The following is a 12,549-nucleotide window of genomic DNA, read 5'->3' on the forward strand; positions in this document are numbered from 1 at the left end:
ATTATTGATACGCCAGATTCAATTTCATTTAATTCGGAAAATACTATCTTTTACGCAGAGCTGGATAACTTTTTGCTTGACTAATTACTGCACCCAATTCACTCATAGGTGATCGACAGGCAAGCCAATGTATATGTATATCAAGATTATCGCGAGAGATACGGTGCATTAAGGAAAGTAAGCTGGTATAGGGAAGACTCGATGTATCATTACCACCCCCATTTTTAATACACAAGGTATCTCCATTCTCGACAGCCGCGATACTAGTAACTTTGCCGGATAAATCCGTTACTATTGCTTTTGTATCTTTAAAGGGGACAGTCAACGCAATGGATCCTGGACGGGTAAGCATATAATTTTTGCAAATATCTGATGAAGTAAATGTCGATACTTCCCAATCATCCTTAGCACGAGAGATATCACTAGAGCTTAGTATTTCTCCTTTTTTAACTTTATCTATGACAACATCTTCCCATTGTGAATCAAACATTTTTTCATCTTTACAATAAAAAGTGACGGCACACTTAGGGAATACCATAAAGTTTTGTTCTGGTTCCCATATGAAGCCATGACCTACAACGAAAATATTTTTCATATTCTTAATCCTATAAAAACAATCCTAATTAGCCATTTATGTTTGGCAACAAAAAGAGGGTTACACAACTGCCCGTCTGCAAACTAAAAACTCCTGGCACTATTAGTTTATTTCTGAGAATAAATTACCTTCTGCTGTAACGACATACCTGTAAAGGCTCTTCCGGTAAACCAGTTTGCGCCAATAAAGTCCCTATACTGGATGCGCACTGGTTCATTTTTATGAATTGCTATAGGGGTTTCATTGGTAGCGACATTGTCCTCTTCAATTTCGAGATAACGTTCACCCGTGGATCGCTCCTCATACCAAGCTAACTTTGTTTGGCATTGCAAAGCATGGCCAAGTTCATGAATCAAACCTAGAGCGGGAGACTGAATCCCCTTTGGCTTTAGTTTGAAAAGTTTGATTGGATTCCAATAAGCATCAAATTTGATTGAGGCAACCTGATGCTGGAAAGTGGAATCCGTGGTTGGATCTACATGTAATACCGTTTTTTGATTCAAATTGTCTTCTAATGCGTCAAAAATCTCTTTGCCACGAGGTGACTGATAAATATATTTCTTTGCTGTCATGTAGGCTTGAAATAAGTCGTTCACTTCTAGCCCTTCGCCTGGATAAAATTTCACTTCTAGCATTTTTAATGCCCCTTTTCTGTTTTTGTACGATTTGAAAATCAACGAAATCTGGTTATTTTAATTTCTTAACGGGTGCCTTATGGACTACCTGTATAAATTCAAATTATTGTGCTCATTCAAAACTCATAGACAAACTCGCCATCCGCCACTCCGACATGTACCCGGTCAATCGACTTACCTTCCATCATCCGGGTTAAAAACTCGGCGCTGATGCTGGGTAACAGGGTATTGGTTAAAATAGAGTCAATCATCCGTCCACCGCTTTCCAGTTCCGTGCAGCGACTGGCAATTAGCTTGATAACTTCTTCTTCATAGGTAAACGGAACTTTATGACTTTCTGCAATACGTTTTTTGATGCGAGCCAATTGCAAACGGGTTATGGCGGCAATCATTTCGTCGCTGAGCGGATAATAAGGAATAACCACTAATCGGCCTAACAAAGCGGGCGGGAATACTTTTAACAAGGGTTCGCGCAAAGCTTTAGCAATGCCTTCGGGTTCGGGCATTAAATCAGGGTCTTTGCAAAGATTACTGATCAATTCGGTGCCTGCATTGGTGGTCAACAGAATCAGCGTGTTCTTGAAATCAATGACCCGCCCTTCTCCGTCTTCCATCCAGCCTTTATCAAAAACCTGGAAGAAGATTTCATGCACATCAGGGTGCGCTTTTTCAACTTCGTCCAATAATACTACGGAATAGGGTCTGCGTCTGACCGCTTCGGTGAGGACCCCGCCTTCGCCGTAACCTACGTATCCGGGAGGCGCGCCTTTTAAGGTGGATACGGTATGCGCTTCCTGGTATTCGCTCATATTGATGGTGATGACATTTTGCTCGCCGCCGTACAGCGTTTCCGCAAGAGCCAGGGCCGTTTCGGTTTTACCTACGCCCGATGTGCCAGCCAACATGAAAACACCGATCGGTTTATTCGGATTATCCAAACCGGCACGTGAGGTTTGTATCCGTTTGGCGATCATCTCCAGCGCGTGACGTTGGCCGATAATGCGTTGCTCGATGTTGTCGGCTAAATGAATGATGGTTTCAATTTCATTCTTGACCATACGCCCAACGGGTATGCCCGTCCAATCGCCGACGACAGAAGCCACAGCCTGCGCATCGACACTGGGCAAAATAAGCGGCGATTCACCTTGAAGCTCGTGTAATTTGGCTTGCAAGGCTTTGAGTTCTGCCAGCAATTGTTCACGGGAAACAGGGTCGGCGGTTGTACCTGCTGCGTCATCGGCGGCTTTTTCTAGTTCGCTTTCTGTGCCTTCTACTTTGCCTGTTAATGCCCGCAGTTGTGAGCGGATATCAAGAATATTTTTGACTAAATCACGCTCGGTGCTCCAGCGTTGCTCCAAAACCGTCAATCGCTCAGTTTCGCTAGCCAGGTGTTCTGAGGCCAAGGTTTCACGGTCTTTAATATCAATGCCTACGGCTTTTTCACGAGCAATAATTTCCAGCTCGGTATTCAGTGCATTGATTCGTTTGCGGCAGTCATCCACTTCTGCAGGAACGGCATGTTGACTGATAGCGACTCGAGCGGAAGCCGTATCGAGCAAACTGACGGATTTATCAGGCAATTGCCGGGCAGGAATATACCGATGCGATAATCTGACCGAGGCTTCCAAAGCTTCATCCAACACTTGCACTTTATGGTGTTTTTCCATTACCGAAGCAACTCCGCGCATCATCAGAATGGCTTTTTCCTCGCTGGGCTCATGCACTTGCACAACCTGGAAACGCCGGGTCAAGGCCGGGTCTTTTTCGATGTGTTTTTTGTATTCGGCCCACGTTGTTGCCGCAACCGTTCTCAGCGTACCGCGGGCTAAAGCCGGTTTCAACAGATTGGCTGCATCGCCGGTTCCGGCCGCACCGCCCGCTCCGACCAGCGTATGGGCCTCATCAATAAACAAAATGATGGGCTTTTCGGACGATTGAACTTCTTCAATCACCTGACGCAGGCGGTTTTCAAACTCACCTTTCATACTGGCTCCGGCCTGCAGCAATCCGACATCCAGCGTCCGCAGGGTGACGTCCTGCAAAGAGGGCGGAACATCTCCTGCAACAATTTTCTGTGCAAAACCTTCGACAACGGCCGTTTTACCTACACCGGCCTCACCGGTCAGAATGGGATTGTTTTGACGGCGGCGCATTAAAATATCGATCACCTGCCTTATTTCTTCATCTCGACCCACGATAGGGTCCATTTTGCCCTGTCGCGCCTGTTCCGTTAAATCGACGGTGAATTGTTTAAGCGCTTCCTGTTTCCCCATTTGAGCAGGCGACATCGCACCGCTGGCTTCTCCGGGAACCGCGCCGCCGCCAACCTGAAAACCGTCACTGCTGCGTAAACCTTCTTCCGGTGAACCGCTGACGATTTCGGCAAATCGCTCGGTTAAAAGATCGGGCTTAATTTTATCGAACTCTTTGGAAATAGCTTGCAGGGCATGCGTCAAACCTTTGGTTTTCAGAATTCCGACGATCAGATGACCGGAACGGACCTGCGATTCGCCGAACATCAAAGTGCCATAGACCCATCCCCGTTCCACGGCCTCTTCAACATGCGTCGACAAATCGGAAATAGACGTCGCCCCTCTTGGGAGCCGGTCCAGCGACTCGGTAAAGTCTCTGGCAAGTTTTGATGGGTCAATATTAAATTGACGAATGATTTTATGAAGGTCCGAGTCTTGCAACTGGAGTATCTGGTGTAACCAGTGAGCGAGTTCGACATAGGGATTGCCGCGCATTTTACAGAATACGGTCGCTCCTTCTATGGATTTGTAACACACGGCGTTCAGTTTACCGAATAATGCGACACGGCTTATTTCACTCATAATTCACTCCAGCTTCATTATAATTTGCTTAAATTTGCAACGGGTTCAACCGCAAATCATCTGCATCGGCTTCAGATTGACGCGGTCCCAACCAGCTTGTCCAGCCGAGGCTCGAATTTCCATCAAGACGCGTCATAGGTACTTGATCTTTTCTTAATATCAGATTGACATCCCAATTAAAGTCAAAACCGGTGTAATTGCGGACAATCGCAATCAAAATTTCCAGCCGTTTACCTGCAGGCAACAAACTGAGGTATTCATTCAGCATCAAGGGTCCGAATAAGATCCTGAATTTATGCTGACAACTCCAGACGAGTGAACCCAGCACCACCGACAGCCCCAAACTACCGGTTTTGGGTGACTCCCCCAGTCGTGTTAAATCTTCTTCTTCAATCGTCAACCATTCGCCGATAAACTCATCCAGTTTTACCGGCAGTTTAAAATAATCGGCCAGGATGGATATGAGCCCATCCGCATTTTTAGCCTGGTTGGATAACAAGCCAATGTAATGAAACTTGGCCAAATCCGGCATGGCGTCGCGGTTTTGAAGGGCCTCATCACCGATACCGGATAATGCCCCCAAATAGCCGGCAAAGCGATCCTGTTTTGGCCGATCGAAACTGAAAGCCGGTTCGGTATTGGCTTTTGCCCGATAAAACAAACTGATCATCCGGTGATGAAAAATGTCAGAAAACCGGGCCAGCGTATGATCGTGAAAGTTATGCTCCCTGCTTCGTACGTATTCAGTCAGGTGCAAAGGCATGGCCCCATTGGGACCAAACAAACCCAAAAAACGCTGGCTCAATCGGGCCGGTTTGCCATCGTGCGCCGGAATAAATTGACTCAGTGTCGACGACTCAAATGCCATGGATACTTCTTGACCTAATCTTACAGCTTCGTCTATCGGCCGATTGGCTTGTCCAATTAAAGGCTTATCGTCATGACTACATTCAATCAGCCGAAGAGCATGAAAAAAACCATACTTGTAGGGCTCCTTGAGCAAACCTTCTGCTAAATCATTTTTCTTCGACCCATTCTCGCCGGCCATCTGATTATTTCTCCACGATCCGCAGTTTGAACCACGGTTTCAGTAAAAGAGTTGATGGAAACATACCGTGCCAGAAAGTTTTCCAGCACAGCCCCCATCAAGAATACGCCACTGCCTTCAAAAGCAGATTCATCAAAATTAAGGGTTATTTCCAGACCACGGCCAAAAACAATGGGCCCGGCTGTGTTAATACGCCTAACGATGGTAGTCGCCTGAATCGATGACAATCCCTCAATCTGATTGGTAATGGCCGCAACGTTATATTCACTGTATAGCCTTAATAAACTCCTCAATGCGGTCGCGCCTTCTTTGGCGTTCCTATCGATCAGGCTTAAATAATTCAATGACAAATGATTGATCAAACTCCAGTTGGCATTGCTATAAGCATTGGATGCCCGAGGTTTAGTGGGTCCTGAAAGGCAACGGATACTGTTTACCGGCGCACCTTTTTGCATGGTGAAATCTGTTTTTCCACCACCCAAAGGCATTTGCAAGGGCAAATCACGGTTGCTACACAGGGTCTTTATCGATAATTGCTTCAGGTCTTTACTGTAAGGTGTCGCTTGCCCATCGACCAAAGCAATAAAAATTTCATTGCCTATATAGCTGGATCTCGGGCCCTGGCGTTTTTGTTTTGACGAAGCCACACGTTGCTGGCGATACAAAGAATAATAGGCAGGCATGCTGTCATGATTACGCTCATCGCTGTATTGATAAAAAGGCTGAAATTCCAGTTTTTCTGTAGCATCACCCTCCCCGGTTCCGATAACTTCCTTAATCTGGCACACCTCAAAATCCATAGGTCTGGATCGATCAGGAATGACATGAAACTCGGATAACTTCTGATCGATATGGATAGGGTCGGCGTGTTTGGGAAACAAGTTAATTGCGGGGGTGCAAAACAAGGCAAATTGCGAACTATCAACGGCACTGATCAGTTTTGCATGACTGCGTTTAAGCAGGACAATCAAGTCCATTTCCTGAGCATCACATTGTTTTACGGCTTCAGCTAATCCGTTAAACCCGGTAAACATAAACCGTTCCGGAAAGGCAAAGTATTCCTGTAGTAAACGGTACCCCTGAAAAGATCGGGGAGAATAGTTTAGTAAGGCCTCATCATCGGAAAATCCAAGCCTGCTGATGGCATTTTCCTTTACCAGATGCTGCCATGTATAAGGTTTTTCAGTCGATTGCATGCAAACGGCTAATGAGTCGCCGATTAATTGCTCATACAGTTGCATGGGCAACTCACCATGACCTCTTAAAAAAACCGGCAGGGAATCTAAGGCAAGCTCATTGAACTTTAAGCCTGCCGACGTTTTCAGACGAATCCGAATCGCAGCTTTAACGCCTTTTAAGCTTGGAACACCCAGATTTGAAACGGCGCCAAGATTAGGTAAATATTCAGCCTGCGTAATTTGCAAGGGCCATAGTCTGACTTCATGCGCGGTCCGGTATTCACAAGGGGTCTGTTCTCCTTTTCCCGTCTGACTGCGTAAAGCGGTGCCTCTTTCAATAGTGAAACCTTCATTCAATGAGCCTTCCGCCAAATCCGGCTGGAATTGAACGACGGTCATTGATGGCGTAGGTTCAAGATAATTGGGGTAAATCATTTCCAGCAAATGCTGGGTAAATCGGGGAAACTCGGCGTCAAGCTTCAGTTGAACCCGGGCGGCCAAAAATGCAAAACCTTCCAGTAATCTTTCAACATAAGGATCTGCACATTCAAAGCTGTCCATGCCTAATCGTGCTGCAATTTTGGGAAATTCAGTTGCAAACTCCCCGCCCATTTCACGTAAATGGTGTAATTCTGTGTTGTAATATTTCAACAATCTTGGGTCCATGGCTCAGCTACCCATATCGCGTAAATTCACATCACCGGTCAGCATATTAATTTCTGTCCGTAAATAAAGATGAATCGGCAGTGGTTGCGCCCATAAATTGGCCTCAATATCAAAACTGATGGCTTGCTGATTCATCATGTCCGACGCGAAAACCCTGACCGTTAAACTATGAGGCAAAATACGCGGCTCAAAGACGGTGATCGCTTGTTTGAGTTTTCTTTCTATATCAGACAGATTGGCGCCTACCACGGAAGTGCCGGCCAAATGTTTTATGCCGAAATTGATAACCGACTGAGCCACTTCGGGATAATCGGTTAAATCAGTAACCGACTCGAATGAATCCGCATTTAATAACCAGGAAACGTCCCTCAGTACCGACTGTCTCAATTTATTCATCGACAAAACCCGCTTATCTCTGGATTCAACCTGAGAATTCGGCTCATCATCAGTCAACCTGTCAAGTAACGACGGTTGCAGACGTTCTTTTTGGGTTAACTCGGCCATGACTCAATTATCAGTGTCGGAAAAGCTGATTTCACGGACATCCATCAAGGCATAGTCGTTGTTGTTGGTGCTCAGTAACCGCTGTCCCTGTCCGGTAAAAAAACCTTCATCAGGCTCTTGCCATTCAGTCTTTCTGGCCAGTTTTATAGCGGCGTCCGGGTGCATTTCTGAATTGACATAACGTGTCGGTATTAATCCAACCGTTTCACCACCATTTTGCCAAATTAGTTGTACGGGCGACCAGACCAGGTCTCGCAGATCTTCGGGTGCTTCTATTTGAAGGGCTTTGATATGCTGAAAAGGCACCCAATAATACTGTCCATTAATAATGGTTTCCAGCATGGGACCTATACGAACATCGGCATCGGCCAACCAGTCAAAGCTTTCGCCGTTAATAGAACCGGCTGTTGCAGGCGCACTGTCAAAAGCGTGCTCGCGCAAATTTTTTGCTTCCTGGAATTTTTGTTGTGCCGTCAATTTTAGTGCTTGAAGTAACAGGGCCATCCACTGTTGAGGTTCACCAAAAATCAGTGGCGTTTTCAAGCCTGCGAAAACGTCTTTACGCAACACTTCGCACCGTAATGCTTCACGATACGTTTGCACCATCGCCAACGTTGCCGCATCCATGTCAGCCAGCACATTGAGCTGGGTTAAGGCACGTTCCCATTGACCCAGAATCGACAAAAGCTGAAAGAGGTAAATTCTATACTTGACGTTAGCTGGATCTTTTCTCACAGATTGTTGAATATCAGCCAACGCTTGGTCAAGATTGCCGTCTTTTAAGGCTTGTTCACTGTTCAACATGACGCTATCCCCGGCTTGTTTAAATCCATATCACTATAAAAAGTGGGCGGCCTAAACCGCCCATTAATAAGAATTAAAGTATCCTTTAACCTGCTAACTCAGGAAAAACCGGACACCATCAGATTTTATTTTTTACCTTGTTAACACTTAAATCCCAACCTTTTGCTTCACCTTTTTTAGGGGTACCGCCTTTTTCGAATTGGTTATACTGCATTGTTATACCAATATAGTTAATGCTGAACGATTCACTCGGTCTGTCGCCTCCACTGCTCAAGCTGTAGCTGCTTATGATGGGATTTTCCAGAATAATTTCGAGGTACTCCTGGCCTTCAGCATCTTTGCCACCCGTCTGAATAAAATGAAACGTCGCTTTGGTGAGCGATTTACCGCATGCCGCTTCCTGCATTAATTGGGCGGAAGCTATGTCCATGCTTTTGGTGACAGTAATCTCAGAAAAAGAAGGATTGCTGGTATCTCTATCAATACCGGCGCCGCTAGTACTAATTGCCCTCCCTACGCCCCATTGTAATGAATCCAGGGTTATCCAGCCTTCATGCTTGGCCGTTTTTGAATCACCTTTTAGTTCCGGTTCAAATTTTAATAGAATCATCTTTTTTATCTCCTCAAAATAATACGTCTGAAAATCATTGTTTCGGATAAACCCTGGTAGGTATTTACCCATTTCACCTAAATGTTGTCTTTATCCTTTTACATTCAGGCTGCCCTAACCAAAAGACATTCCCTGATTATGCCTTTTATAAAAAAACAGTTAATCAAAAATTTAGCCTCCTTTTTGTGAAGGTAGTTTGGAGGTTAATCGCAAAGAAACGGTTAAGCCTTCCAGCTGATAATGCGGCCTTAAATAAAACTTTGAAGCATAGTAGCCGGGATTACCCTCAACTTCTTCAACCACTACTTCGGCGGCGGACAGAGGACGAACGGCTTTATCTTCTTCCGTCGCTAATCCTGGATTTGTTAACACATAGTTACTGATCCAGCTATTCAGCCATCTTTCCATATCGTCACGTTCTTTGAATGAACCGATTTTGTCTCGCACGATACATTTAAGGTAATGAGCAAAACGGCATGTGGCGAACAAATAAGGCAGTCTCGCCGCCAGGTTGGCATTGGCCGTTGCATCGGGATCATCGTATTCAGCCGGTTTATGCAGCGATTGCGCCCCGATAAAGGCGGCAAAATCGGAATTCTTTTTGTGTATCAACGGCATAAATCCGGATTTAGCCAACTCGGCTTCGCGGCGGTCACTGATTGCAATTTCGGTTGGGCACTTCATATCGACGCCACCGTCATCCGTCGGAAACGTATGCACGGGTAACCCTTCTACAGCACCGCCGGATTCTATACCGCGAATTCTTGAACACCAGCCGTAGAGTTTAAATGAGCGATTGATGTTGGTCGCCATGGCATAAGCGGCATTTGACCAGGTGTAGTTATTGCTGTTGGCAGCTTCGGTATCTTCTTCGAAATCAAAGTCTTCAACAGGATCGGTTTTGGCGCCATAGGGTAAACGGGACAGAAAACGCGGCATTGCCAAACCCAGATATTTCGAATCATCAGAGTCACGCAATGAACGCCAGGCGGCATAATCCGGAGTAGAAAAGATTTTGGTTAAATCCCTTGGATTGGCAAGCTCGCCCCAAGAATCCATTTGTAACGTTGAAGGTGCCACGCCGGTTATGAAAGGTGCATGGGATGCCGCCGAGATTTGCGCGATTTGCCCTAACATGTCCACGTCTTGCGGCGAATGGTCAAAATAATAATCGCCCATCAAACAACCGAACGGTTCGCCGCCAAATTGACCAAACTCCTCTTCATAAAGCTTTTTAAACAAAGGACTTTGATCCCAAGACGTTCCCTTGAATTTTTTAAGCGTCTTGCCCAACTCATTCTTGGAAATATTCATAACCCGGATTTTTAGCATTTCATCCGTTTCGGTGTTGTTCACCATGTAATGAAGCCCACGCCAAGTGCCTTCCAACTTCTGATAATCGGCGTGATGAAGTATCAAATTGACTTGATCGGTGAGCTTCTTGTCAATTTGAGCAATAATGGATTGGATCGATTGAATGGCATCATCCGACACCAGCGACGTATCTTTTAAAACGAATTCAGCCAGCGTTTGAACCGCATTTTCAACTTCTTGCTTGGCTCTGTCCGACTTGGGTTTAAATTCCTTATTCAATAACGATGAAAAATCGCTGACTTCGCCGACTTGTTCAGTGACCTGCGCTTCTGTAACTTTTTCTGTTTCTGCCATGGCTTATTCTCCCCCTTCGACAGTTTTATCAGTCGGTTTGGGTGCTGCGGTGAGCGATTGCAAAAGTGCCGGATCGTTAATGACTTTGGCAATTAATTCTTCTGCCCCACCCTTTCCGTCCATGTAAGTCACCAGATTCGCCAGTTGTGTTCTCGCTTCCAGCAATTTGTTGAGCCCATCCACTTTTCTTGCAACGGCTGCAGGTGAAAAATCGTCCATGCTGTCGAATGTAATATCTACATTCAGATTGCCTTCCCCGGTCAAGGTATTCGGCACAGTAAAAGCCACTCTTGGTTTCATTGCTTTCAGTCTGTCATCAAAGTTGTCGACGTCGATTTCAAGCATTTTTCGATCTGCGACCGGAGCCAGCGGATCAGCCGGTTTTCCGGAAAGATCAGCCAGAACTCCCATCACAAAAGGCAACTGAACTTTTTTCTCTGCACCATAAAGTTCAACATCGTATTCAATCTGAACTCTGGGCGCACGGTTACGTGCAATAAATTTTTGACTACTTTCAGCCATTGACTATCTCCCCAATTAAAAAATATACACAGTGGTTGCTAACTCAAATCATCTCTGCTCACCCCTCCAATTATGTTGGGTTTAGTTCTACTTTGTAAGATTTCAGGTTTCACATGACCGAAGGTCGTCATTCCGGCATGGATTGCCGGAGCCGTCAGACCGCGCAGCGAATCCAGGCTCCATGGATGGTTCGAAGCTCGCCATACATGGCACTGGATACCCGCTTCCCAGCGGGTATGACGGTCTTTCTTCTAATCTGACAAAGTAGAATTAGGTGCTTGATTGAAAAGGCTTCTGCAACAGGGATGTTGCAGAGAGTTACAGGGTCGTATTCACGCGTCCTTTGAAATCAAGCACCTACGCCCTCAACTCAAAGCGGGCTGGCTCTCACCTCAAATCTTTTATTCATCCTCTTCTTCGTCGCTTACGCCTCTGATTAAATTAGCCTGACTCATCCCGTCAGGCGCAATATCCTTGAGCGCATCCATAAAACTTTTCCCCACCAGCCGCAACGCTCGTTCCAAAAAGATCGGCACCGGACTGGACGGTTCGTTTTTTTTGTAATAGTCGCAAATCAATTTGAGGGTGTTGATGACATCCTGATTATTATTGATGGCGCCTGAAATGGATTTTTGCGCGGCCTGTTGTTTCGGTTTATCGCCGGAATCACTCTCACTTTCTTCCGGAGTATCAGAATCAACCGAATCATTAACACCCAGTGTGTCCAGCCAATTTGACATAACACCGTTGATATCTTTTAACAGATGTCTCAACTCGTCAAAATTTGGAGCATTACTGATCCCCACTGATTGAGTGACAAATTTTTCCAGGCTGTTCAGGCTGTCAAGACTCTGTGTAATCGAAGCTTTTTTTTGTTGAAGCACTTCGCTATCGGCGTCTTGAACAGCCGCCTCAATGGTTGACAAACTAACGGCGTTTTCAATTTTTGAAACAGTCAGTTTTTCAGTTGCAATCAGTACATCTCTAAGTGTGAACCGCCCAATGGCTTTGGACTCAACTAAAGGCACACTCTGTAATGGCCTCAAAATAGTTTCCTGATCGCATAATGACATCAGGATATTGACGCGCTCGGTCGGATCGTTGTCATCGTCGGGATCCAGTCGCGGATAGAGACTATCCCATCGCTGCTGGACTAAGGCTTCGATCAGCTTAAGTCCGGCATGAAATCCCGAAACACCCTCGACAGCGATCAGCGAACGAAGATAGTAAATCAGAACCCGCAAATCTCTTGTACGCTCAAGCAAGGCTTCTGAACTTTTTTTAATCTCTCGCCAATTAGGTGGCTCAGCTTCTACCAAGGTATCGCCGATTTGCTGTTCGGGTTTACCTTTAATATCCTTTTCCAGCGCTATAAAGTCCGGATCATATTCAAGATCGTCACCACAAACATCATCCGGATCCACATCCTGCAAATATTTTTCAATATCGATACTCAATGAAGTGACTCCTTTTAAAATTATTGCT

At 45.6% G+C, this 12,549-nt stretch carries 11 protein-coding genes; all 11 read right to left on the minus strand.

Annotation, left to right across the window (positions count from 1 at the left end):
• Window positions 1-43: 43 nt before the first annotated feature.
• On the minus strand, window positions 44-595 hold the full coding sequence (locus tag GO003_RS19105) for a putative adhesin (RefSeq protein WP_159653883.1): 552 nt from the start codon (window positions 593-595) through the stop codon (window positions 44-46).
• A gap of 107 nt (window positions 596-702) precedes the next feature.
• Window positions 703-1,230 (minus strand): hypothetical protein, encoded by a 528-nt coding sequence (locus tag GO003_RS19110; protein ID WP_159653885.1) that lies wholly within the window; start codon window positions 1,228-1,230, stop codon window positions 703-705.
• Window positions 1,231-1,346: 116 nt separating this feature from the next.
• Window positions 1,347-4,064: a type VI secretion system ATPase TssH gene (gene tssH / locus GO003_RS19115; RefSeq protein WP_159653887.1), complete on the minus strand. Its 2,718-nt coding sequence runs from the start codon at window positions 4,062-4,064 to the stop codon at window positions 1,347-1,349.
• A 28-nt stretch (window positions 4,065-4,092) separates the two neighbouring features.
• On the minus strand, window positions 4,093-5,112 hold the full coding sequence (gene tssG / locus GO003_RS19120) for a type VI secretion system baseplate subunit TssG (protein ID WP_159653889.1): 1,020 nt from the start codon (window positions 5,110-5,112) through the stop codon (window positions 4,093-4,095).
• Window positions 5,076-6,956, minus strand: a complete 1,881-nt coding sequence (gene tssF / locus GO003_RS19125; RefSeq protein WP_159653891.1) for a type VI secretion system baseplate subunit TssF — start codon at window positions 6,954-6,956, stop codon at window positions 5,076-5,078. The genes tssG and tssF overlap by 37 nt, the downstream gene beginning before the upstream one ends.
• Before the next feature lie 3 nt (window positions 6,957-6,959).
• On the minus strand, window positions 6,960-7,460 hold the full coding sequence (gene tssE / locus GO003_RS19130; RefSeq protein WP_159653893.1) for a type VI secretion system baseplate subunit TssE: 501 nt from the start codon (window positions 7,458-7,460) through the stop codon (window positions 6,960-6,962).
• A 3-nt stretch (window positions 7,461-7,463) separates the two neighbouring features.
• Window positions 7,464-8,264 carry a type VI secretion system accessory protein TagJ gene (locus GO003_RS19135; RefSeq protein WP_159653895.1) on the minus strand — a complete coding sequence of 267 codons (801 nt, stop codon included), beginning with the start codon at window positions 8,262-8,264 and terminating at the stop codon, window positions 7,464-7,466.
• A 118-nt stretch (window positions 8,265-8,382) separates the two neighbouring features.
• Entirely contained in the window at window positions 8,383-8,946 is a 564-nt protein-coding gene (locus GO003_RS19140) for an Hcp family type VI secretion system effector (protein ID WP_231089089.1), read from the minus strand.
• 99 nt (window positions 8,947-9,045) lie between these two features.
• Window positions 9,046-10,542 (minus strand): type VI secretion system contractile sheath large subunit, encoded by a 1,497-nt coding sequence (tssC, locus tag GO003_RS19145; RefSeq protein ID WP_159653897.1) that lies wholly within the window; start codon window positions 10,540-10,542, stop codon window positions 9,046-9,048.
• A 3-nt stretch (window positions 10,543-10,545) separates the two neighbouring features.
• Window positions 10,546-11,064, minus strand: coding sequence for a type VI secretion system contractile sheath small subunit (gene tssB / locus GO003_RS19150; RefSeq protein WP_159653899.1), 519 nt, complete (start codon window positions 11,062-11,064; stop codon window positions 10,546-10,548).
• Between the two features lie 401 nt (window positions 11,065-11,465).
• Window positions 11,466-12,521 (minus strand): type VI secretion system protein TssA, encoded by a 1,056-nt coding sequence (tssA, locus tag GO003_RS19155; RefSeq protein ID WP_159653901.1) that lies wholly within the window; start codon window positions 12,519-12,521, stop codon window positions 11,466-11,468.
• Window positions 12,522-12,549: the final 28 nt, after the last annotated feature.

Origin of the sequence: Methylicorpusculum oleiharenae, from assembly GCF_009828925.2 — a bacterium.
GTDB classification, from domain to species: Bacteria; Pseudomonadota; Gammaproteobacteria; order Methylococcales; family Methylomonadaceae; genus Methylicorpusculum; species Methylicorpusculum oleiharenae.

Excerpts from the sequence above, each read along its gene's own strand:
- GO003_RS19105 (WP_159653883.1), bottom strand. The coding sequence starts at position 595 with ATGAAAAATATTTTCGTTGTAGGTCATGGCTTCATATGGGAACCAGAA.
- GO003_RS19110 (WP_159653885.1), bottom strand. The coding sequence starts at position 1,230 with ATGCTAGAAGTGAAATTTTATCCAGGCGAAGGGCTAGAAGTGAACGAC.
- tssH (WP_159653887.1), bottom strand. The coding sequence starts at position 4,064 with ATGAGTGAAATAAGCCGTGTCGCATTATTCGGTAAACTGAACGCCGTG.
- tssG (WP_159653889.1), bottom strand. The coding sequence starts at position 5,112 with ATGGCCGGCGAGAATGGGTCGAAGAAAAATGATTTAGCAGAAGGTTTG.
- tssF (WP_159653891.1), bottom strand. The coding sequence starts at position 6,956 with ATGGACCCAAGATTGTTGAAATATTACAACACAGAATTACACCATTTA.
- tssE (WP_159653893.1), bottom strand. The coding sequence starts at position 7,460 with ATGGCCGAGTTAACCCAAAAAGAACGTCTGCAACCGTCGTTACTTGAC.
- GO003_RS19135 (WP_159653895.1), bottom strand. The coding sequence starts at position 8,264 with ATGTTGAACAGTGAACAAGCCTTAAAAGACGGCAATCTTGACCAAGCG.
- GO003_RS19140 (WP_231089089.1), bottom strand. The coding sequence starts at position 8,946 with ATGGGTAAATACCTACCAGGGTTTATCCGAAACAATGATTTTCAGACG.
- tssC (WP_159653897.1), bottom strand. The coding sequence starts at position 10,542 with ATGGCAGAAACAGAAAAAGTTACAGAAGCGCAGGTCACTGAACAAGTC.
- tssB (WP_159653899.1), bottom strand. The coding sequence starts at position 11,064 with ATGGCTGAAAGTAGTCAAAAATTTATTGCACGTAACCGTGCGCCCAGA.